At 73.8% G+C, this 26480-nt stretch carries 17 protein-coding genes and 1 pseudogene; 11 read left to right on the top strand and 7 right to left on the bottom strand.

Annotated elements, in window-relative coordinates:
* Positions 1 to 168: 168 nt before the first annotated feature.
* Together GV126_RS07105 and GV126_RS07100 are read right to left on the bottom strand one after the other, a co-directional pair.
* Positions 169 to 1038, bottom strand: coding sequence for an SMP-30/gluconolactonase/LRE family protein (locus GV126_RS07105; protein WP_159663694.1), 870 nt, complete (start codon positions 1036 to 1038; stop codon positions 169 to 171).
* Complete coding sequence (locus GV126_RS07100) at positions 1035 to 1808, bottom strand: IclR family transcriptional regulator (RefSeq protein ID WP_159663692.1); 774 nt, start codon at positions 1806 to 1808, stop codon at positions 1035 to 1037. Before GV126_RS07100 ends, GV126_RS07105 begins: the two co-directional genes overlap by 4 nt.
* Before the next feature lie 145 nt (positions 1809 to 1953).
* On the opposite strand from GV126_RS07100, the gene GV126_RS07095 reads away from it, so the two are divergent.
* Positions 1954 to 2550, top strand: coding sequence for a hypothetical protein (locus GV126_RS07095; protein ID WP_159673407.1), 597 nt, complete (start codon positions 1954 to 1956; stop codon positions 2548 to 2550).
* A gap of 90 nt (positions 2551 to 2640) precedes the next feature.
* On the opposite strand, the gene GV126_RS07090 is transcribed toward GV126_RS07095, so the two are convergent.
* Positions 2641 to 3531 carry an ATP-grasp domain-containing protein gene (locus tag GV126_RS07090; RefSeq protein WP_159663690.1) on the bottom strand — a complete coding sequence of 297 codons (891 nt, stop codon included), beginning with the start codon at positions 3529 to 3531 and terminating at the stop codon, positions 2641 to 2643.
* A 110-nt stretch (positions 3532 to 3641) separates the two neighbouring features.
* Here GV126_RS07090 and GV126_RS07085 point away from each other — a divergent pair.
* Positions 3642 to 5086 (top strand): annotated as a pseudogene (locus GV126_RS07085) (acyl-CoA synthetase).
* 352 nt (positions 5087 to 5438) lie between these two features.
* Here the strand turns inward: GV126_RS07085 and GV126_RS07080 are convergent.
* On the bottom strand, positions 5439 to 9146 hold the full coding sequence (locus GV126_RS07080; protein ID WP_159663688.1) for a S8 family serine peptidase: 3708 nt from the start codon (positions 9144 to 9146) through the stop codon (positions 5439 to 5441).
* Positions 9147 to 9340: 194 nt separating this feature from the next.
* On the opposite strand from GV126_RS07080, the gene GV126_RS07075 reads away from it, so the two are divergent.
* From GV126_RS07075 to GV126_RS07065, 3 genes are read left to right on the top strand one after another with little or no spacing between them, the layout of a single operon-like run.
* Complete coding sequence (locus GV126_RS07075; RefSeq protein WP_159663686.1) at positions 9341 to 9694, top strand: CU044_2847 family protein; 354 nt, start codon at positions 9341 to 9343, stop codon at positions 9692 to 9694.
* The gene (locus GV126_RS07070) at positions 9691 to 11427 is read left to right on the top strand and encodes a VMAP-C domain-containing protein (RefSeq protein ID WP_159663684.1); all 1737 of its coding nucleotides are present in this window, start codon (positions 9691 to 9693) and stop codon (positions 11425 to 11427) included. Before GV126_RS07075 ends, GV126_RS07070 begins: the two co-directional genes overlap by 4 nt.
* A 29-nt stretch (positions 11428 to 11456) precedes the next feature.
* The gene (locus tag GV126_RS07065; protein WP_159673405.1) at positions 11457 to 12485 is read left to right on the top strand and encodes an AAA family ATPase; all 1029 of its coding nucleotides are present in this window, start codon (positions 11457 to 11459) and stop codon (positions 12483 to 12485) included.
* A 96-nt stretch (positions 12486 to 12581) separates the two neighbouring features.
* Here GV126_RS07065 and GV126_RS07060 read toward each other — a convergent pair whose 3' ends face one another.
* Both GV126_RS07060 and GV126_RS07055 read right to left on the bottom strand, forming a co-directional pair.
* Complete coding sequence (locus GV126_RS07060; RefSeq protein ID WP_159663682.1) at positions 12582 to 14192, bottom strand: alpha/beta hydrolase; 1611 nt, start codon at positions 14190 to 14192, stop codon at positions 12582 to 12584.
* A 141-nt stretch (positions 14193 to 14333) separates the two neighbouring features.
* Positions 14334 to 15326, bottom strand: a complete 993-nt coding sequence (locus tag GV126_RS07055) for a GlxA family transcriptional regulator (RefSeq protein ID WP_185947156.1) — start codon at positions 15324 to 15326, stop codon at positions 14334 to 14336.
* Between the two features lie 174 nt (positions 15327 to 15500).
* On the opposite strand from GV126_RS07055, the gene GV126_RS07050 reads away from it, so the two are divergent.
* The gene (locus tag GV126_RS07050) at positions 15501 to 16091 is read left to right on the top strand and encodes a cysteine hydrolase family protein (RefSeq protein ID WP_159663680.1); all 591 of its coding nucleotides are present in this window, start codon (positions 15501 to 15503) and stop codon (positions 16089 to 16091) included.
* Positions 16092 to 16173: 82 nt separating this feature from the next.
* On the opposite strand, the gene GV126_RS07045 is transcribed toward GV126_RS07050, so the two are convergent.
* The gene (locus GV126_RS07045) at positions 16174 to 17232 is read right to left on the bottom strand and encodes an Rv2578c family radical SAM protein (protein ID WP_159673401.1); all 1059 of its coding nucleotides are present in this window, start codon (positions 17230 to 17232) and stop codon (positions 16174 to 16176) included.
* A gap of 189 nt (positions 17233 to 17421) precedes the next feature.
* Here GV126_RS07045 and GV126_RS07040 point away from each other — a divergent pair, with 189 nt between their 5' ends.
* The 5 genes from GV126_RS07040 (at position 17422) to gad (ending at position 26479) form a co-directional block, all read left to right on the top strand.
* Positions 17422 to 17865: an SRPBCC family protein gene (locus GV126_RS07040; RefSeq protein ID WP_028424613.1), complete on the top strand. Its 444-nt coding sequence runs from the start codon at positions 17422 to 17424 to the stop codon at positions 17863 to 17865.
* 199 nt (positions 17866 to 18064) lie between these two features.
* The gene (locus GV126_RS07035; RefSeq protein ID WP_159663678.1) at positions 18065 to 20488 is read left to right on the top strand and encodes an MFS transporter; all 2424 of its coding nucleotides are present in this window, start codon (positions 18065 to 18067) and stop codon (positions 20486 to 20488) included.
* A 423-nt stretch (positions 20489 to 20911) separates the two neighbouring features.
* The gene (locus GV126_RS07030) at positions 20912 to 23785 is read left to right on the top strand and encodes a bifunctional glycosyltransferase/CDP-glycerol:glycerophosphate glycerophosphotransferase (RefSeq protein ID WP_159663676.1); all 2874 of its coding nucleotides are present in this window, start codon (positions 20912 to 20914) and stop codon (positions 23783 to 23785) included.
* Positions 23782 to 24915 (top strand): glycosyltransferase family 4 protein, encoded by a 1134-nt coding sequence (locus tag GV126_RS07025; RefSeq protein ID WP_159663674.1) that lies wholly within the window; start codon positions 23782 to 23784, stop codon positions 24913 to 24915. Before GV126_RS07030 ends, GV126_RS07025 begins: the two co-directional genes overlap by 4 nt.
* Before the next feature lie 133 nt (positions 24916 to 25048).
* The gene (gene gad / locus GV126_RS07020; protein WP_159663672.1) at positions 25049 to 26479 is read left to right on the top strand and encodes a glutamate decarboxylase; all 1431 of its coding nucleotides are present in this window, start codon (positions 25049 to 25051) and stop codon (positions 26477 to 26479) included.
* Position 26480 lies beyond the last annotated feature (1 nt).

The raw sequence follows: 26480 nt of genomic DNA, 5'->3' as shown, positions 1-26480 counted from the left end.
ATCACGCATGACCGGTCGGCGCGCGTGACCGATCGGCGCGCCTGACCGGTCGGCGCGTGACCGGTCGGCGCGTGACCGGTCGGCGCGCGTGACCGGTCGGCGCGCGTGACCGGTGGCGACGGCGTCCCCGCCGCCGGGAGGGCCCGGCGGCAGGGCGGTCGCGGTCGCTCAGCCCGCGAAGGCCGGTTGGGGTACTCCCCTGCCCGCGTCCGGGACCACCAGCACCGAGCCGGCCAGCGGGTGCGGCGCGGTCAGCCCCGTACGGGCGGTCGTGATGTACAGGTCGGTGAGGTCCGGGCCGCCGAAGGCGCACGCCGTGGGGCGCGGCACGGGCAGCTCGATCACCCGGTCGAGGTCCCCGGCGGGCGTGTAGCGGCGCACCGCGCCGCCGTCCCACAGGGCCACCCACACGCAGCCGTCGGCGTCGACCGTCAGGCCGTCCGGGAAGCCGGCGCCCTCCTCCACTCGCGCCACCGGCCGCCGGTTCACCACTCGCGGGCCGTCGACGTCGAAGACGTCGATCCGGCGGGTGGGCGTGTCGATGTAGTACATCAGGCGGCCGTCGGGGCTCCAGCCGGTGCCGTTGCTCACCGTCACGTCGTCCAGGACGACGTCGGCCGTGCCGTCGCCGGTCAGGCGGGTCAGGGTGCCGCCGCCCGCCGACTCGTCGTAGCGCATGGTGCCGGCCCACAGGGCGCCGTCGGGGGCGATCGCGGCGTCGTTGCCGCGGCGGCCGGGGACCGGGTCGCGGTGCAGCCAGCGGAAGGTGCCGTCGGGGTCGGTGAGGCCCACCCCGTCGCGCAGGTTCAGGACCAGGCCGCCGCCGGCGCGCGGCTTGGCGGCGCCGACGTGCTGCCCGGTGGCGCGGACGGTGCGCCGGCCGGAGGCGGGATCGTAGGTGTGCACCCGGGAGGAGAGGATGTCCACCCAGATCAGGTGCCCGGCGGCCGGGTCCCAGGTCGGCCCCTCGCCCAGTGCGGCCCGCGCGCGCACCGCGACCTCGTACGCCGCCCTCCCGTGCGTTCGGTGCCCGCTCATGCCGCGCTCCGGTGGCCGAGGCGCTCGGACAGCTCGGCGGCGCCCTTGACGGCGAGCTGCTCCAGCTCGGCGCGGCGCTCCTCGCTCCAGCGGATCATGGGCACGGAGATGGACAGCGCGGCGACGACCTGCCCGGTGCGGTCGCGCACGGGGGCGGCCACGCAGCTGACGTCCGGGTTGGACTCCCGGCTCTCCACGGCCACCCCGCGCCGCCGGATCTCGGCCAACACCTCGCGCAGGACGGCCGGGTCGGTGATGCTGTTGGGGGTCATCGCGACCAGCTCGGCACCGTCCGGGAGGCGCGCGGCCAGCTCCTGCTCGGGCAGGGAGGCCAGCAGCATCTTGCCGACCGAGGTGCAGTGGGCCGGCAGGCGGCGGCCGGCGGCGGAGACCATGCGCACCGCGTGCGTGGAGTCCACCTTGGCGATGTAGATCACGTCGGTGTCCTCCAGGATCGCCACGTGCACGGTCTCGTCGCAGGTCTCGGCGACGGACCGGGCGACCTGCTGGCCCTCGGCCGCCAGGTCCAGCTGCTCGGCGTAGCGGCTGCCGAGCTGGTAGGGGCGCACGCCGAGCCGGTAGCGTCCGGGCTGGCCGGTGACCGGGACGAGGTACTGGCGGGCGGCGAGCGTGGTGACCAGCTCGTGCACCGTGGTGCGCGGCAGCTGCAGCTTGCGCACGATGTCCGGGGCGGAGAGCGTGCCGTCCCCGTCGAGGAACAGCTCGAGTATGTCGAGAGCCCGGGTCACGGCGGGTACGAGACGTCCCACGACCGGCCCCCTCCCTTGAAGCAGGCCTGTGTTCGAGATATCAACAGGCGATCGGCATGACGAACACAGGCTAGCCAGAGCGCGGTGCGCGGGCAATGGGCGGGACGGCTGTGGCGGTGCCGTGCGGCCCACCCCGTGGGCCACGATGGTGTCCATGCCCTCCGGAAACCGCCCCGCCGCCCCCTTCACCCCGCTCGACTTCCAGCTGGTGCTGTTGCGCCGAATGGCCGACCACAATCCGGATCTGGTGGACGACGCCCGCCGTGCGCTGGGCGCCTCGATGGCGGACATGCGGGAGGCCAACAAGCGGTGGCAGGCGATGGTCCGGGCGCCCAGGGCCCGCTCGGCGGCGGCTCGGTACCGCTCCGTTCTCGGCGCCCCGGAGTCCGTCACCGCCCGCCGGATCGGCGACCTGGACTGCGAGGCCCGGCAGTGGCCGCTGCCCCTCTGGCCGGACCTGCGCTTCGAGGTGCTGGCCGGGCCGCGCGGCCAGGTCTGGAACGAGTGGCTGGGGCGCGCCCCGGGGGCACGGCCGCCCGACCTGCGCACCGTGGAGGACCTCACACCGTGGTCCTGCACGGTCGACGAGGCCGCCCGCGCCTTCGCCCCGGCCCGCCCGCTGGAGGGCACGGCCCCCACGCGGTGGGGCCTGGCCTTCACGGCACCGGACGCCCGGGGGGTGCCGCGCGAGGTCGTCGCGGAGTTCACCTGGGGACTGTTGCAGCGGACGCGGATCGGCTGACGGGCCGGGCCGGCCGGACCCGAGGCGCAGTCCAGCCGCGACAGGTCGGCCGGCGGAGGGCCGGCCGGGGCGAAGTCGGCCGACGGCACGTCAGCCGGCGGGCGCGACCGCCGCGGGGAGGATCGCGGGCGCCACCGCCGGCACGGACTGCGGGTGCAGCCACAGGAACAGGTTCGGCTCGACCAGTTCCAGCCCCATCACGCGGGGGTCGCCGTCGTCGCCGTCCACCAGGTCCACGCGGGCGTACAGCAGCCCGGCGCCGCCCGGCACCGCGGCCAGCGCCCGTTCGGCGACCGCGCGTTCGGCCGTACTCGGCGTCCACGGCCGCAGGTCCGGGTGGGCCACCTTGTCCGCGTCGTAGGGCGTGCCGGGGCTCAGGACGGCCCGCTTGCGGCTGGCGTGCACCAGCCGGCCGCCGTAGAACTGCAGCGCCCGCTCGCCGCTGACGTCGATCCGGGTGAGGTAGGGCTGCACCATCGCGGTCAGGCCCTCGGCGTGCAGGCGCGCCACCTGGGCGACGGCGGTCTGCCGTTCGGCGGGCGTGTACCGGGCGGCGAGGCGGGCGCCGGCCCCGTAGGCGGGCTTGACGACGAAGTCGCCCGCGGCGGGCAGGTCGTCGGCGGCCGGGGTGTCGCCGGGGGCGAGGTAGCGGGTGGGGACCACGGGCACACCGGCGGCGGCGAGGTCGCCGAGGTAGCGCTTGTCGGTGTTCCAGCGCACGACGTCCACCGGGTTGGCGAGCCGGGTCAGCTTCCCGCACCGCTCGGCCCACGCCAGGAACTCGGCGGTGCGCCAGGTGTAGTCCCAGGTGGAGCGCATGACGACCAGGTCGAACGCGGCCCAGTCGACGTCCGGCGCGTCCCAGGGCAGGGCCTGCGCATCGGCCCCGGCGTCCCGCAGGGCGTCCACCAGTACGGGCAGGTCGCGGTCCCGGTTCGGCGCGCCCTCAGGGTCGTAGGTGGCGAGTGCGATGCGCGGCACGGCGGTCTCCCTCTTCACGGCGGCCGGGGGCGGAACGCCTCGCACGCTAACACTGGTGTAGGAACGGGGTGTCGTCCCGCTGTCCCCGCGACCTTCGAGGAGTCCGCCGCGTGTCCTCTCTCTTTCCGTCCCTGACAGACGATCCCGCCGCGCGGGAGGCCCTGCGCTTCGGTGACCGGTCGCTGACCTACCGGGAACTCGCGGCGGCGGCCGGTGCCGTCGGCGCGCGGGTGCGGGGTCGGGGCCGGGTCGCCGTGTGGGCGACGCCCACGCTTCACACGGCCGTCGCGGTGGTGGGCACGCTGCTGGCCGGGGTGGCCGCCGTGCCGCTGAACCCGAAGTCCGGCGAGAAGGAACTCGGGCACATCGTGGCCGACAGCGCCCCGGCGGCGGTCTGGCCGCGCCCGGCGCCGACCTGCCCGGCGTGCTGGCCGGCCTGGAGCGGATCGACGTCGATGTGCGCGCGGTGGGGCCCGTGCCCGCGGCGGACGCCGAGGACGGCGACCCGGCCCTGATCGTCTACACCTCCGGCACCACCGGCCCGCCCAAGGGCGCCGTCCTCCCGCGCCGGGCCGTGGCCGCCACCCTGGACGCGCTCGCCGACGCCTGGCGGTGGACGGCGCGGGACGTGCTGGTGCACGGGCTGCCGCTGTTCCACGTGCACGGCCTGGTGCTCGGCATCCTCGGCCCGCTGCGGCGCGGCGGGTCCGTCCGCCACCTGGGCCGGTTCCCCACCGAGGGCGTGGCGCGGGGACTGAACGACGGCGCGACGATGCTGTTCGGCGTGCCCACGATGTACCACCGGATCGCGGAGGCGCTGCCGGGCGGCCCGGGGCTGGCCGAGGCGCTGGCGGGGGCCCGGTTGCTGGTCTCCGGGTCCGCGGCGCTGCCCGTGCACGACCACGAGCGGATCGCGGCCGCCACCGGGCGGCGCGTCATCGAGCGGTACGGCATGACCGAGACGCTGATGAACACCAGCGTGCGGGTTGACGGCGAGGCGCGCGCCGGCACGGTCGGGGTGCCGCTGCCGGGCGTGGAGCTGCGGCTGGTGGAGGAGGACGGCACGCCCGTCACGGCGCGGGACGGGGAGACGGTCGGCGAGATCCAGGTGCGCGGGCCGAACCTGTTCACCGAGTACCTGAACCGCCCCGACGCGACGGCCGCCGCCTTCACCGCCGACGGGTTCTTCCGCACCGGGGACATGGCGGTGCGCGACCCCGACGGCTCTGTGCGCATCGTCGGCCGCAAGGCCACCGACCTGATCAAGAGCGGCGGGTACAAGATCGGTGCCGGGGAGATCGAGAACGCGCTCCTGGAGCACCCCGCCGTGCGCGAGGCCGCCGTCACCGGGGAGCCGGACGCGGATCTGGGCGAGCGGATCGTCGCCTGGATCGTCCCGGCCGACCCGCACGCCCCGCCCGGTCTGGAGGAGCTGGCCGACCACGTGGCCCGGCGGCTCGCCCCGCACAAGCGGCCCCGGGTGGTGCGGATCCTGGACGTCCTGCCGCGCAACGACATGGGGAAGATCATGAAGCGGGCGCTGGGCACCGCGTAGGGCGCACACGCGGACGGCGCCGCCTCCCTGGGACGGGGAGGCGGCGCCGCCGTGGGTGTCCTGGGACGTCAGACCAGCCAGCCGACGAGGTGGATCAGGCCGGCGAGGACGTTGGTGATGACGTTCATGATCGTGCTTTCTCCTTGCGTAGCTTCATGTGGGACCTACGCCAACTACGGTCTGCAGCCCGTCGCTTGCGTACCGTCAGTATCGAACGCCCCACACGGCGCATGCGATCACTTCTGCGGCGATCACCTGTTCCAGGGAACACCTGCTCCCTTGTTCGACCGCAGGCCCCCACCGGATACCCCGCGGATACTCCGTCGGAGGTCCAACGTCCTTGCCACGGCGCCTACTTCACGCCCGCCGCCCGGACGATCTCCTGCCGCACCGAGCCGCCCCGGTCGTCGCTCGCGGAGGCCCGCAGCGACACGGAGGCGGCGTCGCGCGGCACGGTCAGCGTGCCGCTCCAGGAGGCGTGGGATCCGGTGAGCGGGACCGGGTGCCAGGTGACGCCGTCGTCGTAGGACACCTCCAGCGCGCCGTGGCCGACGGTGCCCGTCTCCGGTGCCCCGGCGACGTACTGCGCGCCCAGCGCGACGGGGATCCGCCCGCCCGCCCGGACGTCGCCCGCGAGGTCGGTGGGCACGTCGAGGGCGAGGTTGATCAGCGGCAGCGCGGTCCAGCGGTCCTCGGGCGTGGCCGCCGACCGGAACGTCCACTCGGCGTGCCCGCGGGTGGCGAGACCCCAGCGGGCCGGATCCAGCGCGGTGTCGGTGACGAGCCGGTAGGTGTGCTCGTCGGCCGGCGCGTCCCAGACGTACGCGGTCGCATCGGCGTTCCGGTCGACCTGCTCGCCGTCGAGGTAGGCCGTCGTGGTCTGGGTCATGCCGCTGTCCGGGCTGTAGGTGTCGCCGAAGCCGGTGTGGTCGGGTCCGGAGTCGCCCCAGCCGGGCGCGTTGAACTGCAGGACGTTCCCCGAGCGCCGCTGCCCCCAGCCCAGGCCGGTGCCCAGCCACGGGTGCCACACCGGCTTGAACCAGTTCAGCGTGGGACGGCTCCCGCCGTCGTAGCGGACCAGGCCGCTGCGCTCCTCCCAGGTGCCCTCACCGGCCGTGACGGACTCGGTCCACAGCTGGCCGGGGCCGGTGGAGACGTGGTCGGTGCGCTCGGCGGGAAAGTCGACGCTCTCCTGGAAGCCGATGCCGATCGGGAAGGTGTCGGTGATCGAGTACCGGAACTCGCCGCCGCTCACCGGGCCGCGGGCGTGGAACTTCACGGCCAGGTCGGCCAGTTCGCGCGGGCCGGGCGCGTAGGTGAGGTCGCGGTCGGGGACGGCGCCCACATGGCCCTGCGACAGGTCGTAGACGTACGGCGTGTCGCGGGTGCCGGTCATGTCGACGCGGTGCGCGGCGCGCAGCCGGGCGGCGTCGGCGGCGTTCACCGAGGCGATCAGCAGCGGGCGGTCGCCGGTGTCGGTGCCCCACCAGGCGCTCAGCCGGCCGGGGGTGTCGTCGGTGACGAACAGCGCCTCGGCGCCGGCGTCCTGCACAGCCTGGGCGAGCGCGGCCGGCTCGGTGCCGTCGGCCAGGCGGGCCAGGACCGCCTTGCCGCGGACGTCGGTGCCGGTGAGGTCCCCGGTGCCGATGTCGGCCAGCGGCAGCGTGCGGCGGCCCTCGGGGAGGGTGCCGCCCGCCTGCACCACCGCCTCCTGGACGCCCTTGACCTCCAGCAGCGGCTTGCCCAGGCGCCACACCGTCCGGTACTCGAAGCCGCCCTGCGTCACCTTCGCGGTCGGCGCGGCGAAGACGCTGTCGTACATCAGCGGCACCTGCACGGCCTGGAACAGGTCGGCTCCGCCGGCCGTGCGGTCGTACTCCATGAGCAGCTGTCGTGTCTCGGTGCGGCGGTGGACGTCGGCGCGGACCTCGCGCAGTTCGCGCCCGTCGAGGGTGACCTCGCGGTCGCGGTCGAGGACGACCTCGGGGGCGGCGAGGAAGCCCAGCCCGAGGGAGGCGGCGCCGTGGCTGCCGCGCACGTCGAGGAAGGTGCTCAGGGGGTACGTGCCCGGCTTCAGGCGCAGCTGGAGCGTGCCGGAGTCGCCGACGTGGGCGGGGACCGGGTCGGCGCCCTCGGTGAGCTGCTGCACGGTGAGGTCGGCGGGCGCGGCGGCGCCGTCGCGGTCCTTGACGTGCACGGTCAGCGTGTACCGCTCGTCCTCCTTGACCAGCCCGAACGCCGTGTGGGCCACGGGGGTTCCGCTCGCGTCGGCGGCGACGATCTGCCCGCTGGTGTTCCCGACGGGCGCCTTGTCGCCGTTCCCGGTGACCGTGGTGGAGGCCGAGCCGTGCGCGGGGACGGTCAGGGTGGTGTCGGCGAGGGTGGCGACCCCGTCCGGGGCGCCGGTCACGGACAGGGTCAGGCGGACGTCCTCGTCGGAGGAGTTGGTGTAGGTCAGGGTGCGGGTCACCGGCTTGTCCGACGCGTACGGCCAGCGGTGGAAGCCGAGGTCGGCGCTGCCGGTGGCGGTGATCCCGGCGTGCACGGCGTCGGGCACGCTGACCCGGCCGGCGCCCAGCTCGTAGGCGGAGGCGTCGAGCCGCTGCGAGGTGGACATCAGGGCGTCCTTGATGTGGGCGCCGCTCCAGTCGGGGTGCTCCTGGGCGAGCAGTGCGGCGACCCCGGCGACGTGGGGCGTGGCCATGGAGGTGCCGCTCATGGTGGTGTAGGGGCCGCTGCCCTCGGTGAGCCGGGAGCGGGCGGCGAGGATGTCGACGCCGGGCGCGGCGAGGTCGGGCTTGAGGGCGTTGTCCCCGAAGCGGGGGCCGGCGCTGGTGAAGTAGGCGGCCCGGTCGGCGGAGTCCACCGCGCCGACGGTGAGCGCGGCGTCGGCGGCGCCGGGCGAGCCGATGGAGGAGGGCGCCCCGGTGTTGCCGGCGGCGACCACGAACAGCGCGCCGGTCTCCTGCGTGAGGGTGTCCACGGCCCGGGCCATCGGGTCGGTGCCGTCGCTGGGTTCGGTGGAGCCCAGGCTCATCGACACGATCCGCGCGCGCACGTCCCGCGCGGCCCACTCCATGCCGGCGATGATCTGCGACTCGCTGCCGTTGCCCTGGTCGTCGAGGACCTTGCCGACGGCGAGCGTGGCCTCGGGGGCGACGCCCTTCTCCTGGCCGTCCGAGGCGGCGCCGCTGCCGCCGACGGTGGAGGTGACGTGGGTGCCGTGGCCGTTGCGGTCGGCGACGTCCTCGCCCTCGATGAAACTCTTGGTCCGGCCGACCCGTCCGGACAGGTCCGGGTGGCCGGTGTCGACGCCGGTGTCCAGCACGGCGACGGTGACGCCCTTGCCGGTCAGGCCGGACTGCCAGGCCGTCGGGGTGCCGATCTGGGCGTTGCTCTGCGCCATGTCGGCGTGCACCCGCGCGTCCAGCCACACCTTGTCCACGCCGCCGGCACGGGTGACGGCCCGCCACGCGGCCCGTCCCTTGCCGGCGGTGACGGCGGCGCCGTGCACACTGGGCAGGGACCGCACCCGCCGGGTGCCGGGCGGGGCGGCGGCGGACCGGGTGGTCCCGTCGGAGGTGACGATCAGCGGCAGCTCGCCGGTCGCGTCGTCGGCCAGGCCCTGCCGTATCAGCGCGCTGACGTCGAACAGCCGCCCATCGAGGGTGCCGGCCCGCAGATACGGCAGCGCCTCGTCCGGTACGACGCTGATGTCGCCGCCCGCCGACTGCGTGCGCACGGCGCCGGTGGCTCCCCGGGGCCGTTGCACGGTGACCGTCTTCTTCCCGCCGCCGAGGTCGGTGACGGTCACCTTGTCCCCGGTGACGAGGGTGACGGTGCGGGCGGCCCCCGCGGTCCGTGCGGTCCGCGCCGCCTGCGGGGTAGCCGTGGTCCGCGCCGCCCCCGTGGACGCCGTGGTCCGCGCGACCGCCCCGCCCGGATCGGCGCGGCCCGCCGTGGCGTTCCCGGCCGCCTGGCCGGCGCCCGCCGGGAGCAGGGCGATCACGAGCCCGCCCGCCAGGAGCGTCACCCCGCGTCTGACTGGTCCTCTGCTCATGCGTGCCTCTCTTCGTAGAGTGCTGCGAGCAGTGTCACGAGCCCTGCGCGGCAAGGGAGTTGACGGGACGTGGCGGATGGCTGCCATGGCGGGTTCCCGCCGGTGACGCACGGGACGGAACACGGAAAGCGGGACACCGGACCCGCACCCTCCGTACCATTGGGGCGGCTCAGCGACAGCGCGACGGGAGCGGGATGGAAGACATCGTCGAGTTCAAGACCCGTGACGGTGCCGTGGTCGCCGTCGAAGCGGCGTCCGAGGAGGCCGGCTCGCACCTCGTGGCGCGCGGCGACGACGGCGCGGTGCAGGCGACCCGCACCTTCGAGGGCGCGCTCGACGGGGTCCGCGCGGCGGCCGAGTCCGCGCTGCGGGTCTTCCGGGACGGCACGCTGCGACCGGACGCGGTGGAGATCGAGTTCGGGGTGAAGCTGTCCGCGGAGGCGGGCGCCCTGATCGCCAAGAGCGCGGTCGAGGGCCATCTGATGGTCAAGCTGTCCTGGTCGCCCGGGCGGTCCGGCGGCACCGCGGAGACCTCATCGGCGTCATGACCAGTGCGGCCTGGCACGCCAGGATCCGGTGCGGGCCGCGCACGGGCTCGGGTTTCCTGGTCACCGAACGGCACGTGCTGACCTGCGCGCACGTCGTGCACCGCGCGGAGTCGGCCGCCGTCGACGTGACCTTCGCGCAACTGCGGGGCGCCGAGCGGGAGCTGACCGCCCGCGTGGTCGGGCACGGCGGCTGGGCGGGCCACGACACCGACCCCGGCGACCTGGCCGTCCTGGAACTCGACCGTGCCGTGCCGCTGAAACCGGCCGAGTTCGCCGCGCCGTCCGACGCCTACGGCGACCCGCCGCGCCGCCTGATCGCCTACGGTTTCCCGCACCACTACGACGAGGGCACGCTCGCCGAGTACCGGGCCACCGCCGACCAGTTGATCGCCGGGGAGTGGGTGCAGCTGGAGGCGTGGGCCGGGCACGGGCAGCCGCTCGCGCCCGGGTTCAGCGGCGCCGCGGTGACGCTCGCCGACACCGGGCAGGTGGTCGGCATGGTGTCCGCGGCCGCACGCCGACCCGACGTGCGCAACGGGCGGATGCTGCCCGCCCACGTCATGGCCCGCTACTGGCCGCCGCTGGGCGCGCTGATCCCCACGCCCGAGTACGAGCGGCACGACAAGGAACGGCTGCGCGCCCTGGTCGAGGCGGTCGCCCGGCAGGACCGCCTGGAGTGCCGGCCCGAGCAGTTGTACCGCGACGCGGTCGGCCCGCTCGGCCCGCCGGTGCCCGCGCACGGCTTCCGCTCGCTGTGGGACGCCGCCTGGTACCTGCTGTCGGAGGTGCCCGACGGGGCGGCCGTGCGCCGGTTCACCGCCCGCCTGGCCGACTTCGCCGCCGCCGCGCCCACCCGGTACGCGCTGCGGTCGTGGCCGCACTCCGGCCCGGACACCCGCCCGGGGCCCCGCCCCGCCGAACGGCCCGCGTGGGCGCCCATCCTGGTGGAGATCGCGCCGAGCGGGTCCGGCGACGACCGGTTCCTGGTCGAGGTCTCCGTCTACAACGGCCGCCACCGCCGCCTGGTGGGCTCGCGCACCCTGCCGGCCGGCCGTGTGCGCGGCTACGCGCTGGAGCGCATCGACGAGGCGTTCTACGCCCTCGATCCGGCCGCCCGCGAGCTGATCGCGTTCGTACTGCCCCGCCGCTGGCTCAACACCGACGTGGCGCGCTGGGCCCGCAGTGCCGACGACGACAGCCCGCTCGGCTCGTTCGCGCCGGTCGTCGTCCTGGACCTGGAACGGCGGCGCAGCGGCATGCTCCAGCGCAAGCTGACGCAGCAGTGGCGGCGCCTGGACACCCGGGACAAGGGGCGGCTGCACCAGGTCCGCTGCGACGCGCTCGGCCAGGACCCCACGAAGCTGACCGTCGGGCTGCGCAGCGGCGGCGCCGACATCGTCGGCTTCGGCATCCCGCCGCGCACCGACGCCGGCCGCCGGCTGTTCGCCGCGAGCCTGAACGCCCCCGTACCGGTGCTGATCTGGCCGCGCTCCGGCTGCCGCGGCGGGCCGTCGCACACGGACTGCCGGGGCCGGGCGTTCCTGGACCGCCTGACCGCGCACCTGGCGGACCTGCCGCCGGGCGAACTTCCCTCGTTCGTCCACGGGTTACGGCAGGAGGCGTACGCCTCCGACGGCCCCGAACCGCACTGGGCGCACGATCTGGCACTGCTGTGGGAGGACCCGCGGTGCCTGCCCGACCCCGTCGCCTACCAGCACTCGCCCGTCGGATGAGCGACCACGACCCCCTGGAGAACGCGCGCATGCCCCTGTGGCCCGTGTACACCGGCACGAGCGAGCCCCACGACGGCATCGTCCGGCTGCCCGCACCGCCGCCCTGGCGGGACTTCGACGGCGGCCCCGTGCTGCCCACCCCGGCCGACACCGCCGACCGGGCGGCCACCTCCCCCGACCGCAGCCACCGCGCCCGCGCCTACCGGCCCGACGACGAGACCGTCCAGCTCGTCAACGCCGCCCTGTACCTGCGCCGCCCGCTGCTGGTGACCGGGCCGCCCGGCAGCGGCAAGTCGTCCCTGGCGTACGCGGTGGCCCGGGAGCTGCGCCTCGGCCCGGTGCTGCGCTGGAACATCACCAGCCGCACCACCCTGCGCGACGGCCTCTACCAGTACGACCCGCTCTCCCGCCTGTACGCCGCCGGCCGGGCCACCGCCCGGGACCTGCGCGCGGACGGCGACCTGGAGGACCATCTGCGGCTCGGCCCGCTCGGCACCGCGCTGCTCCCCTACGCCCGGCCGCGCGCCCTGCTCGTCGACGAGATCGACAAGAGCGACCTGGACCTGCCCAACGACCTGCTGAACGTGCTGGAGGAGGGCCAGTACGAGATCCCCGAACTGGTCCGCGCCGCCCGCCACACCCCGACCGCGCACGTGATGGTCGACGGCACCGACGACCGGGTGCCGCTCTCCCGGGGCCGGGTGCGCTGCCGGGCGTTCCCGTTCGTGGTGCTCACCAGCAACGGCGAGCGGGAGTTCCCGCCCGCCTTCCTGCGCCGCTGCGTCCGCCTGGAGCTGCGCCGGCCGCGCGACGCCCACCTGGAGGCCATCGTCCGCGCCCACCTGGGCGAGATCGACGGGTACGCCCGCGCCCTGATCGACCGCTTCCTCAGCCGCGGCACGGAGGGCGAACTGGCCACGGACCAGCTGCTGAACGCGATCTACCTGACCGGCGCGGCGGGCCTTGAGGGCGCCTCGCGGGACGAGTTGGCCGAGCGGGTCATGCCGTATCTGAGCCGGGCACGAGGGCAGGCGGATGACGAGTCGGACGCGTTCTGAGCCGGGCGGCACCCCGGAGGAGTGGACCGGCGGCCCCGGACCGCGCCCGGGAAGACGGACCGGACCGACCCGACGACCCCCCGCCCGGCCCCGGGCTCAGCCGCGGAAGCCGACCAGGCGGTGCAGGAGCGAGCCGCGGGACGTGCCCGAGGGTTCGGGCGAGTCCGGTGAGGACGCCGCGGACCTCGGCTTCACGGGCTCCGGTTCGGGTGTCTTCTCGCACACCGCGTTCGCCGCGCCGATGTGGCCGCGCGGCACCGTGCCGTCGGCCAGATAGTCCGTCAGGTACCGGTCCAGGCAGGCGTTGCCGCTCAGCGTCACGCCGTGGTTGCCGCCGCCCTGCTCGACGACCAGGCTGGAGCCCGCCAGCAGCCGGTGCACCGTCACGCCGCCCTCGTAGGGGGTGGCCGCGTCGTCGGTCGCCTGGAACAGCAGCACCGGGGGCAGCTTGCCGTTGGCGACGTTCAGCGGCTGCCGCTTGGCGGAGGCCGGCCAGAAGGCGCAGGGCGCGTTGTACCAGGCGTTGTTCCAGGCCATGAAGGGCGCCTTGGCGTACACCGCCCAGGTGTCCTCGCGCCAGCGCCACCAGTCGCGCGGCCAGGCGGTGTCGCCGCACTGCACCGACGTGTAGACGCTGTAGCCGTTGCCGTCGGCGGAGTCGACCGCGCCCAGGTCCTCGTACGCCGCGACCAGGGGGGCGGTCTGCTTGTCGTGGACGTAGGCCGCGAACGCCTTGGCGAGGGCGGGCCAGTAGCCGTCGTAGTAGCCGGCCGGGATGAAGGTGTCCTCCAGTTCGGAGGCGCCGACCTTGCCGCCCGCGGGCTTGCGGGCGAGTGCCGCCCGCATCGCGTACCACTGCGCCTCGACGCGCGCCGGATCGCTGCCCAGCCGGTAGGTCGTGTCGTACCGGGCGATCCAGGCCATGAAGGCGCGGTGGCGGTCGTCGAAGGCGTAGTCCTGCCGCAGGTTGTCGTCGTACCAGATGCCGGTCGGGTCGACGACGGAGTCCAGCACCAGGCGGCGCACCCGCTCGGGGAAGAGCTTGGCGTACACGGCACCCAGGTAGGTGCCGTAGGAGTACCCGAAGTAGCTGATCTGCCGGGCGCCGAGGGCCTGGCGGATGGAGTCCATGTCCCGCGCCACGTCCATCGTGTCGATGTACGGCAGCACATCCGCGTACTTCGTGCCGCAGGCGGCGGCGTAGGAGCGCGCGCGGGTCAGGTTCGCCTGCTCCAGCGCGGTGGTGGCGGGCACCGAGTCCGGCCGTACCGGCTCGAAGTGGCCCGGCGCGCAGTCCAGCACCGGCTCGCTCCTGCCCACGCCGCGCGGGTCGAAGCCGATCACGTCGTACTGGGCCGCGACCGCCTTGGGCAGCGAGGAGGCGACGAACCCGGCGAGCGTGAGCCCGCTGCCGCCGGGCCCGCCGGGGTTGACCAGCAGCGGCCCCTGATAGGCCCGCCCCGTGTGCGGGACGCGGGTGAGCGCCAGCGTGATCTTCTTCCCGGAGGGACGAGTGTGGTCGAGCGGCACCCGCACCGATCCGCACTGCAGGGTGGGATGGTCCGCGGTGCCGCACTTCTTCCAGCCGACCGCGGTGACGGGCGCGGCGGGCGCGGGGCGCGGCGCACGGGCGGCGGCGGGTGCGGCGGTGACGCAGCCGGCCACGACGACGGCGGCGCCGCACAGCACGGCAGCGCGTTTTCTCATGGATCCTCCAGGACAGGGAGGTGACGGACCGCCGGATCCGGCGGCCCTTGCCGCATCGTTCCTGAAAGGACCCGTACAGGGGCGCGAGCCGGCGATTGTTGACCCGATCGGGCCGCCCGATGCCCCCGAACGACGCGGCTGCTACCCGGCGTGCGGGGCCGTCCGGAACCGGCGCCGGTACTCCGCCGGCGTCGTCTCCAGCCTGCGGCGGAACGCCCTGACCAGGGTGTCCACCGTGCCGAACCCGCACGTGGAGGCCACCCGTTCGAGCGTGTCGTCGCTCGATTCGAGCAGGTGGCGTGCCCGTTCGACACGGACCGACTCGATGTAGGCGTGCGGGGTGGTGCCCAGCTCGCTCTTGAAGATGCGGGTGAGCTGCCGGTCGCTGACGTGGGCGTGGGCGGCGAGGTCCGCCACCGTGAGCGGCTCGCGCAGGTGGCGCAGGATGTGGTGGCGCAGGTCCTCGACGCGCCGGGTCGTGCAGACCTGCTCCAGCGGGACGCTGAACTGGCTCTGCCCGCCCGGCCGTTTGAGGTACATCACCAGCTGCCGCGCGACCCGCAGCGCGACGTCCTCACCGAGGTCGTCGGCGACGAGGGCGAGCGAGAGGTCGAGGCAGGCGCTGATGCCCGCGCCGGTCCACACGTTGCCCGCCCGGACGAAGATCGGGTCGGCGTCCACCTCCACCGCCGGATGGTCGGCGGCGAGCTGCCGGGCGGTCGACCAGTGGGTGGTGGCGCGCTTGCCGTCGAGGAGCCCGGCGGCGGCCAGGACGTGTGCCCCGACGCACACGGAGGTGACCCGGCGGGTGCGGGCGGCCAGCTCCTTCACCCGCCGCACCACCGCCGGGTCGGTGCGCGGGTGCACGCGGCGCTCGCCGTCCACCTCGACCGCGCCGGGGACGACGAGGGTGTCGATCTGCCGGGTGGACAGCTCGTCGAAGGTGACGTCGGGCAGGACGCGCACCCCGGCGGCCGTGGTGACGGCAGCGGTGTCCTCGGCGGCGAGGACCACGTCGTAGCCCGCCGCCTCCTCCGTCTCGCGCCGCGCGAGGGAGAACACCTCGGGCGGTCCGGTGACGTCGAGGAGGTCGACCCCCTCGAAGAGCACGAGGACGATCAGCCGTTCGACCATGTGCGCAGCCCCCCACTCGGCGACGGTGATGTCGCGTTCCGCAGGATAGGCGATGTCGGTTTCTGCGGCTCACACGACATTGCCGACATGGTGGGCCGGCCGTAGCGTCGTAGGCGCAGGGCACCGCAACCGGTGCACCGCGTTCCCACGACCACGACCCTCAGGGGGGTACCCATGCCCGCGACGACGCTGCGCCGGCTCAGCGGCCTCGACGACACGCCGGCCAAGCTCGCCGACGCGACGCTGGTCCTGATCGACTACCAGAACACCTACACCACCGGCGTGCTGGAGCTGGAGGGCTGGCGCGAGGCGCTCGACGCGGCCGCCCGGCTCCTGGACCGGGCCCGCCGGGCGGGCACGAAGGTCATCCACGTCATGCACGACGGCGGCGAGGGCAGCCCGTACGACATCCGCGCCGAGATCGGCCGGATCCACCCGAGCGTCGCCCCGGCCGACGGCGAGACCGTCGTCGTCAAGCAGGCCCCCGACGCCTTCCACGGCACCGACCTGGGCCGGTACGTCGACGAGGCCGGCCGCGAGGACCTGATCCTCGCCGGGTTCATGACGCACATGTGCGTCGCCTACACCGCCCAGGGAGCCTTCCTGCGCGGCAACCGCGCCACCGTCGTGGCCGACGCCTGCGCCACCCGTCCGCTCTCGGTCGGGGACACGGAGGTGGACGCCCGCCGGATGCACCTGGGCGCGCTGGCGACCATCACCGACCTGTACGGGGTCGTCGTCCCCTCGGAGGCGGACCTCGCCTGACGGGCGGCCCCGCATCGGCGGCCCGGCGCCGGGGCGCCGCCGCGCGAGCTCCGTCCCCGCGCGGGGGCGCCGCCGCGCGCCCTCACAGCAGCGAGAGCTGGACCGGCTCCGGCGCCTGCGGTGGCTGCGGCGCCCGGGGCGGCGTCGGCTCCGGCGGACGGACGCGCCGGGCCGCGCCCGCCCGTGCGGGGCCGATGCCGTACTCCTGGGCCAGTTCGTGGACCTGGCGCGTGATGCGGCGCTGGTACCAGGTGGGGGCGTAGGCGCCGTCGGCGTACAGGCGCTCGTAGCGGGGGACGAGGTGCGGGTGGTGCCGGGCGAGCCAGGTCATGAACCACTCGCGGGCGCCGGGGCGCAGGTGCAGGGTCAGCGGGGTGACGGAGGTCGCTCCGGCCGCCGCGATCGCCCGGACGGTGGCCCGCAACCGGTCCGGCTGGTCGCTGAGGAAGGGGATCACCGGCGCCATCAGCACCCCGCAGCCGATGCCGTGCTCGCCCAGGGCGCGCACCACGTCCAGACGGCGCTCCGGCGCGGGCGTGCCCGGCTCCACGGTCCGCCACAGCTCGGCGTCGGTGAAGCCGACGGAGACGGAGATGCCCACGTCGGTGACCTGTGCCGCCTGCGTGAGCAGGTCCAGGTCGCGCAGGATCAACGTGCCCTTGGTCAGGATCGAGAACGGGTTGGCGCGGTCGCGCAGCGCGGCGATGATGCCCGGCATCAGGCGGTAGCGGCCCTCGGCGCGCTGGTAGCAGTCGACGTTCGTGCCCATCGCGATGTGCTCGCCCTGCCAGCGGGGCGAGGCCAGCTGGCGGCGCAGCAGGTCCGGCGCGTTCACCTTGACCACGATCTGGGTGTCGAAGCCGATGCCGGTGTCGAGGTCGAGGTAGCTGTGCGTCTTGCGGGCGAAGCAGTACACGCACGCGTGCGTGCAGCCCCGGTAGGGGTTGACCGTCCACTCGAAGGGCATGCGGGAGGCGCCCGGCACCCGGTTGATGATCGAGCGGGCCCGGATCTCGTGGAAGGTGATCCCGCGGAACTCGGGTGTGTCGAAGGTGCGGGTGGTGACCGCGTCCGCGCCGAACAGCGCGGCGTCGTCGGCCCGGCGGTGGTCCGGGCCGGCCGTGAGGTTGTCCCAGCGCATGACGCCTCCTCGGTAGCACTGGGCCCAGAATAGAACACATGTTCCCTTGATCGTGCGGGCGACCGTTCGGGTGCTCATCGCGACCGCGCCTGAGGGACCTTCGATCGCTTGCCGGACCCCGATTTGGGGGGCCGGGCGGCGGGGTGGTTGGCTTGACCGAACCCCGAGAACGGATGTCCTGGAGGAACCATGGCGCAGGTCGAGGCCACTACGGAGCGGGTCGTCGCGGCGGACGCGGAGAAGGTGTTCGATGCCCTCGCCGACTACAGCGGCACCCGTGAGCGGCTGCTGCCCGAGCACTTCAGCGAGTACGAGGTGCGCGAGGGTGGCGACGGCGAGGGCACCGTCGTGCACTGGAAGCTGCAGGCCACCAGCAAGCGGATCCGCGACTGCCTCATGGAGGTCAGCGAGCCCACCGACGGCGAGCTGGTCGAGAAGGACCGCAACTCCTCCATGGTCACCACCTGGCGCGTCACCCCCGCCGGCGAGGGCCGGTCCCGGGTCGTGGTCACCACCACCTGGAAGGGCGCCGGCGGCATCGGCGGCTTCTTCGAGAAGACGTTCGCCCCCAAGGGCCTGGCCCGGATCTACGACGCGATGCTGGCCAAGCTCGCCGCCGAGGTCGAGAAGTAGCCTCCCGCGCGCGTCCCGTGGCGCCCTCCCGCGCGGCGCCACGGGTCAACTCACCTCATCCTCGCCCGCGTTGACCCCTCACCGGTTCGAGTGATCTCCCCACGGCTCTGCCCTGTGCCGTAACTCCGCGTGCCCGCTCGTAGTTGTCGCATTACGCGCAGAAACCGCGCGACGGGTACGACGAGGGAGAGGTACGTACGTGGGCGGGATCACTCTGGTGCAGGACGAACCGGTCGCGGCGCCACCGGAGACCCCTGGCGCGCCTTCCGAGACCCGTGCCGCGGCGCCGGCCGCCGCCCCGCCCCTCAGCCCCCGGCGGGTGCGGCTGGTCTTCTTCGGGCTGATGCTCGCCCTGCTGCTGGCCGCGCTGGACCAGATGATCGTCGCCACCGCGCTGCCCAAGGTGGTCGGCGAGCTGCACGGCCTGGACAAGATGTCCTGGGCGATCACCGCCTACCTGCTCACCGCCACCGTCGGACTGCCGGTCTACGGCAAGCTCGGCGACCTGATCGGCCGCAAGGGCGTCTTCCAGTTCGCCATCCTCGTCTTCGTCCTCGGCTCCGCGCTGGCCGGCCGGGCGCAGACCATGGACCAGATGATCGCCTTCCGGGCCGTGCAGGGCATCGGCGCGGGCGGCCTGATGATCGGCGTCCAGGCGATCATCGCGGACATCGTGCCGCCCCGGGAGCGCGGCCGGTTCATGGGGCTGATCGGCGCCGCCTTCGGGCTCGCCTCGGTCGCCGGACCCCTGCTCGGCGGATACTTCACCGACCACCTGTCCTGGCGCTGGTGCTTCTACATCAACGTCCCCTTCGGGCTGGTCACCCTCGCCGTGGTCGCCGTCGTGCTCAAGCTGCCCAAGCAGCGGGCCCGGGCGCGCTTCGACATCCTCGGCGCCACCCTGCTCGCCGCCGCCTCCACCTGCCTGGTGCTGCTGACCAGCTGGGGCGGCACCGAGTACGCCTGGGGCTCCGGCGTCATCCTGGGCCTGGGCGCGGGCGCCGTCGTGGCCGCGGCGCTGTTCCTCCTCGCCGAACGCTTCGCCGCCGAGCCGCTCATCCCGCTGCGCCTGTTTTGCGACTCCGTGTTCAACATCAGCGGCCTGGTCGGCCTGGTCGTCGGCGTGGCACTGTTCGGCGCGGCCAGCTACCTGCCCACCTTCCTGCAGATGGTCGACGGCGCCTCGGCCACCGAGTCCGGGCTGCTGATGCTGCCCATGATGGGCGGCGTCGTCGGCGCCTCGATCATCTCCGGGCAGCTCATCAGCCACACCGGCCGCTACCGGATCTACCCGCTGCTGGGCAGCGCCCTCTCCGCCGTCGGCATGTGGCTGCTCTCCCGCCTGGAGGTGGACACCTCCCGGCTGGAGTACAGCGTCTGGATGGCCGTGCTCGGCGCCGGCATCGGCCTGGTCATGCCGGTGCTGGTGCTGGCCGTGCAGAACTCCGTGCGCCCCGCCGACCTCGGCACGGCGACCAGCGCCAACAACTACTTCCGCCAGATCGGCGGCAGCGTCGGCGCCGCCGTCTTCGGCACCCTGTTCGCCGACCGGCTCGCCGACGCCCTGCGCGACCGCCTCCCCGCCCGCGCGGGGGCCGGCCTGCCCGACCCCGAGTCGATCACCCCGCAGGTGGTGCACACGCTGCCGCCGGCCCTGCGCGACGCCTACATCCAGGCGTACGCCGACGCCATGCCGCGGATCTTCCTCTACCTGGTGCCGGTGCTCGTCCTCGGCCTGCTCATCGCCTTCTTCCTCAAGGAGAAACCTCTGGTGTCCCACAACACCCCCGCCGCAGCACCCGCCCACGAGACGGAGTCCGCTCCGCTCAACACCGCCGTGCCGCAGGCCCGTTCGCCCTACCCGGCCGGCGTGCCCGTGTGCGGCACGGTGCAGCACGCGGACGGGACCGTCGTGCCGCGCGCGGCGCTCACCCTGATCGACGTCGCCGGACAGCAGATCGGGCGCGGCGCGAGCGGCGAGGACGGCCGGTACGCGCTGTCCACGCCGGGCGCCGGGTCGTACGTCCTGATCGCGGCGGCCGGCGGGCACCAGCCGCAGGCGGTGTCCGTGACCGTCGGCGAGCGCCCCGTGGAACTCGACGTCGTCCTCGGCGGCGCCGGACGCCTCGCGGGCACCGTGTGCACCGCGGACGGCAGCCCCGTACGGGACGCCACCGTCACCCTGACCAACGTGCACGGGGAAGTGGTGGCCAGCACCCGCAGCGGACGCGAGGGCGGCTACGTCATCACCGAGCTGGTCGCCGGCGAGTACACCCTCGCCGCCAGCGCGCCCGCCTTCCGCCCGGCCGCGCTCCCGGTCAGCGTCCAGGCCTCGCGGGAGACCCGCCAGGACGTGGAGCTCGCGGGCGGCGCCGTACTGCGCGGCACCGTCCGGGCCAGCGGCGGGCGGCCCGTCGAGGGCGCGCGCGTGACCCTGCTCGACGCGGCCGGCAACGTCGTCGACACCCTCACCACCCGCCCCGACGGAACGTTCCGGTTCGTGGACCTGTCCTCCGGGGAGGACACGGTGATCGCGGCCGGCTCCCCGCCGGTCGCCACGGTGCTGCAGGTGGCGGGCGGCGGGCGCACGGAACGCGACCTCCAGCTCGGCCACGAGGACTGACCGGCCACGCGGACCGATCCGCGCACGAGGACCGACCCGGCCACGAGGAGTGAGCCGGCCCGGGCGGGGCATGCGTACCGGCGTGTCCCGCCCCGTCCTGTCCGCAGGAGCCCGGACCGGTCGGCCCGGCCCGCGCCGGGGCGCGGGAGTCCGGCACGACCCCTGGGCCCCTGCCCATGAGCCGCACAGGCCGGGCCGGTAGTTTGCGGGTGCGAGGACGAGCGGGTCGGCGCCGGACGCGGCGGCTGCCCACGCGTGCGGGCCCCGGCGTGCCCGGCCCCCGGCGGGCGGGGCGGCCTGCGTGTCAGGAGCGCGGCGTATTGTCGCATTGACGTAGTTTTGGCGAGGGCGGGGGCGGTCGCTTCCCTTACAGCCTGTAGGGTTACGTCCACTCCGCCGCACCGACAGAGACGAGAGGTGGCCGTGTCGAGCGTCGCGCCCGAGCCGGACGTCAGTGTTGTCGTCATCGTCTACAACGACGAGGACCGACTTGCGACGGCGGTCGGTTCCGTTCTTGAGCAAAGTCTGCGCAATGTCGAGGTGATCATCGCCGACGACTGCTCGACGGACGGCTCCTACGAGGTCGCGCAGGCGCTCGCCGCGGCCCATCCCGGCAAGGTCCGCGCGATCCGCCTGCCGGAGAACAGCGGCGGCTGCGGTGAGCCCCGCAACCAGGGCGTGAAGGTGGCCCGCGGCCGGTACGTGATGTTCCTGGACAGCGACGACACGCTGGAGCCGAACGCCTGCCGCAACATGGTGGAGGCCGGTGACCGCACCGGCGCCGACCTCGTCTCCGGTCTGTGCGTCCGGGTCCACACCGACAGCAGGCACGGCAAGCGGGTGCTGTGGTACCCCTGGCTGTACCGCTCCACCCGCACCCTGGAGTCCGTCGCCGAGCTGCCGGACCTGTTCGTCTTCGACACTCTGTCGACCAACAAGTGCTACCGGCGCGACTTCCTCCTCGACAACGACCTCACCTTCCCCCGGGGCATCCACTACGAGGACCTGCTCTTCTCCGCCCAGGCCTACCTGGCCGCCCGCCGCATCACGCTCATCCCCAACACGGTCTACTTCTGGAACGTCGTCCAGAAGAGCGCGACCAAGTCGATCAGCAACCGGCGCGGCGAGATCAGGAACTTCGCGGACCGGGTCGAGATCCACCGCCGGATCGACGCCCTGCTCCAGCAGCGGGGCGAGGACGAGCTGAAGCTGCGCAAGGACATCAAGTTCCTCAAGCACGACCTCGTGCTGTACTTCCGGGAACTGCCGTTCCTCGACGACGACTACCGGCACCGCTTCGCCGAGCTGGCCCGCCCCTACGTCCAGACCTTCTCCGACGCCGCCTACGCCGAACTCGACCGGGTCCACGCCATCTGCGCCCAGCTGCTGCTGCGCGAGGACTGGACCGACCTGATGCCGGCCATCGACACCCTGATCAACCGGAACAAGATCTCCGCGCCGCTGGTCGAGCGGGACGGCCGGATCTACTGGACCGACCGCTACCTCGACGACCCGGAGATGCGCTCCGTCCTGGACGTCACCACCCTCGGCTACCACGCCAAGCAGCTGAACCAGATGTTCCTGCGCAACCGGCTCACCGAGTACACGGTGCGCGGCGGCGACGTGGTGCTCGCCGGCGAGGTCGTCAACCCGCTGCACACCATCGCCGACGACGCGAACCTCACCGCCGAGCTGGAGTTCCGGGCCCGCCGCCGCAGCCTGCAGACCTTCCGCTTCCCCGTGCCCGCCCCCCGCCACCAGGGCGACACCATCGCCTGGCGGGCCCAGGTCCCGCTGGCCCGCAAGCTCCGCCCGCTCGGCATCGTCGACGACGTGTGGGACGTACGGCTGCACCTGACCGCGGACGGCAAGCGCACCACCAGCCGGCTCACCGTCGGCACCGTCGACCTCGAAGACGTCGAGGACGTGCCGGTCCGGCCCCGGCTGACCCGGCTGATGGCCGACCGCCTCGAGGCCCAGGTGTCCGCCAAGGGACACCTCGCCTTCCGGCTCACCCAGCACGGGCAGCTCGCCCGCACCGGCCGCGCCGCCGTGGAGCGCAACCTGCACAGCCGCCCGGCGCGCGCCGCCAAGGGCGCCTACCGCACACTGCGCGCCGTGCGCCGCGAGCTGAACTCCGGCACCCGCAAGCTGCAGGTCTACGAGCGCATGCTGACCCGGCTGCCCGTCCGCAAGGGCACCGTCGTCTTCGAGAGCCACCTGGGCAAGCAGTACAGCGACAGCCCCCGCGCCCTCTACGAGGAACTGCGCCGCCGCGGCACACCCATCACCGCGATCTGGTCCTACGCCGGGCAGCGCCCCGAGGGCTTCCCGAAGGACGTGCAGCTGGTGCGCCGCTGGTCCTGGCGTTACCTCAGGGCCCTCGCGCAGGCCGAGTTCTGGATCGACAACCAGGGCTACCCGCTGCGCCTGGCGAAGCGCCCGGAGACGACGTACATCCAGACCTGGCACGGCTCCGCGCTGAAGCGGATGGGCTTCGACGAGCCGGGTCTGCGGATGCTGTCCGAGCCGGAGCAGCGCGCCTACCAGCAGGCGCTGGACCGCTTCGACCACTTCGTGGTCCGCAGCGAGCACGACGTGCGCACCCTGGCCCGCGCCTACCGCATCCCCGAGCACAAGCTGCTGCGCACCGGCTACCCGCGCAACGACGCCCTGGTCCGGGCCACACAGGGCACACCCGACCCCGAGGCGCAGCGGCTCGCCGAACGCCTCGGCCTGGCCCCCGACCGTCAGGTGCTGCTCTACGCGCCCACGTTCCGCGCCCGCCCCGACGGCCGCGTCCGCGACTTCGAGTTCCCCTTCGACGTGGAGGAGTTCGCGACCCGCTTCGGCGACCGGTACACCCTGCTGGTGCGCGCCCACTACCTGAACCGGCTCACCCTGCCCCCGTCGGTGGCCGGGCGGGTGATCGACGTCAGCGCCGAGCCGGACATCACCCCCCTCATGCTGCTCGCCGACGCCCTGATCACCGACTATTCCTCGGTGATGTTCGACTACGCCCTGCTGCACCGCCCGATCGTGTTCTTCGCCCACGACTGGGAGGAGTACGCCCAGGACACCCGGGGCACCTACTTCGACCTGCTCGCCGAGGCACCGGGCCCGGTGCCGCGGACCGCGCAGGAGTTCTTCGACGCGCTCGCCGACCTCGGCACGCTGCGCACGACCTACGAGGCGCGGCTGAAGGAGTTCGTGGACAAGTACGGTGAGTACGACCGCGGGAATGCCGCGGCGCAGATCGTGGACCGTTTCTTCGGCACCACGGGAGAGGCCCGATGACCCAGCGCGACATCTTCTTCGTGGCCAACGAGGTCAACGAACTCGGCGGCGTGGGCCGCTGGCAGATCCAGCTGGCCACCCTGCTGGCCGGCCGCGGCCACCGGGTCACCGTCGTCGGCATCGCCCCGCCCCACCACCCCATGGACCTCGGTGAGCGGCCCCCGTTCGAGACCGTGACCCTCTACGCCCGCCGCCCGCCGTCCCGGCCGCGGCCCCGCCGCCTGGTCGGCCGGATCGACCCGGCCGTCCGCCGCCACGAGGCGCACATGCGCCAGGCCGCCGAACGGCTCACCGCGCTCTTCCGCGCCGCCCGGCCCGGCGCGGTGATCGTCGTTCCGCAGGTGTGGGCGATGGAGTGGGTGGCGCTCGCGGACACCGCCGGGCACCGGGTCATCGGCATGACCCACGAGTCCTTCGACACCTGCCGCAAGACGTCCCGGTTCCAGCGGGTGAAGAAGTACTACCAGGATGTCGACCGGCTGCTGGCCCTCACCCAGGAGGACGCCGACCGCTGGGTGGGCGAGGGCATGAACAACGTCGGTTTCATGCCGAACCCGCTGCCCATCCCGCCCGGCACCCCCTCACCGCGCTCGGAGAAGGTCGTGGCGAGCATCGGCCGGCTCTCCCACGAGAAGGGCGTCGACATGCTGCTGGACGCCTGGGCCGAGGTGGCGCCGCAGCAGCCCGGCTGGACCCTGCGCATCTACGGCCGCGGCGAGGCCGAGGCGGAGCTGAGGCAGCGCTGCGCCGAACTGGGCCTCGAGGACTCGGTGGACTTCGCCGGGCAGACCGACGACGTCCCCGGCGCGCTGCGCGCGTCCTCCGTCTTCGTGCAGTCCTCCCGCGGCGAGGGCTTCCCGCTGGTCCTGCTCGAAGCGATGGCCTGCGGCGTGCCGTGCGTGGCGTTCGACTGCGCGCCCGGGGTCCGCGAGATCGTCACCCACGAGGAGGACGGACTGCTGGCCCGTCCCGGCAACACCTCCGAACTCGCCCGCCACCTGGTGCGGTTGATGTCCGACGAGCAGCTGCGCGACGCCTTCGGGGAGCGGGCCCTGAGCAATGTGCGGCGCTTCGACCCGGACGCCATCACCCGCCGATGGGAGGAGCTGTTCGACTTCCTGGAGCGCTGAACGACCTGGAGCGCTGAACGACCTGGGGGGTGCCGGCCGAGCGCATGCCGGACGCGTCGGCCGCCTGCCGGGGGGACTCGATCGATCCGCACACGGCCCCTCGACAGGCGACGACACAGCGAAGGCGGAGCACATGACGGTCAGGCACCCTCGTGAACAGCACGGTCGCAGCCGGGACCTGGAGGTCAACCCGATCTTCAGCCGGGAACCCCTCCAGGTCCCCCGGTACGCGCTGCCGGAGCGCGAGATGGATCCGGACACCGCCTACCAGATCGTCCACGACGAGCTGATGCTGGACGGCAACGCCCGGCAGAACCTCGCCACGTTCGTCTCCACCTGGGCCGAACCGCAGGCCCGGCGCCTCATGGACGAGTGCGCCGAGAAGAACATGATCGACAAGGACGAGTATCCGCAGACCGCGGAACTCGAGACCCGGTGCGTCCACATGCTCGCCCGGCTCTGGCACGCCGAGGACCCGCGGCACGCGACCGGCTGCTCGACCACCGGATCCAGCGAGGCGGCGATGCTCGGCGGACTGGCGCTCAAACGGCGCTGGCAGCACCGCCGCCGCGCCGAGGGCAAGCCCACCGACCGGCCCAACCTGGTCATGGGCATCAACGTGCAGATCTGCTGGGACAAGTTCGCCGACTACTTCGAGGTCGAGCCGCGCTATGTGCCGATGGAGGGCGACCGCTACCACCTCACCCCCGAGAAGGCGGTCGAGCTGTGCGACGAGAACACCATCGGGGTCGTCGCCGTGCTCGGCTCCACCTTCGACGGCAGCTACGAGCCCGTCGCCGGCATCGCCGCGGCCCTGGACGACCTGCAGGCCCGTACCGGCCTGGACATCCCCCTGCACGTCGACGCCGCCTCCGGCGGGATGATCGCGCCCTTCCTCGATCCGGACCTGGAGTGGGACTTCCGGCTGCCGCGGGTCGCCTCCATCAACACCTCCGGCCACAAGTACGGGCTGGTCATGCCCGGCGTCGGCTGGGCGCTGTGGCGGGACAAGGACGCCCTCCCGGACGACCTGGTCTTCCACGTCAACTACCTCGGCGGCGACATGCCGACCTTCGCGCTGAACTTCTCCCGCCCCGGCGCCCAGGTCGTCGCCCAGTACTACACCTTCCTGCGTCTGGGCTTCGACGGCTACCGGCGGGTGCAGCAGACCTGCCGCGACGTCGCCACCCGGCTGGCCGCCGAGATCGCAAAGCTGGGCCCGTTCGAGCTGATCACCGACGGCAGCCAGATCCCGGTGTTCGCCTTCCGGGTACGCGAGGGCATCGACCGCTTCAGCGTCTTCGACGTCTCCGCCGCGCTGCGCGAGCGCGGCTGGCTGGTGCCCGCCTACACCTTCCCCAAGAACCGCACCGACCTGGCCGTCCTGCGCATCGTGGTCCGCAACGGCTTCAGCCACGACCTGGCCGACCTGCTCCTGGAGGACCTGCGCCGCACCCTGCCCCGGCTCCAGGGACAGCCTGAACCGCACCGCGGCGCCGACGACGCCGGCGGCTTCGCACACGGCGTGGAGACCAAGAACCCGCGCCGCCCCGGCCGTCACTGAT

The sequence above is a fragment of the Streptomyces mexicanus genome, from assembly GCF_902506575.1.
Classification (GTDB): Bacteria; Actinomycetota; Actinomycetes; order Streptomycetales; family Streptomycetaceae; genus Streptomyces; species Streptomyces mexicanus.
The sequence above is the reverse complement of the archived record's forward strand: the minus strand, read 5'-3'. Positions and strand labels throughout refer to the sequence as shown.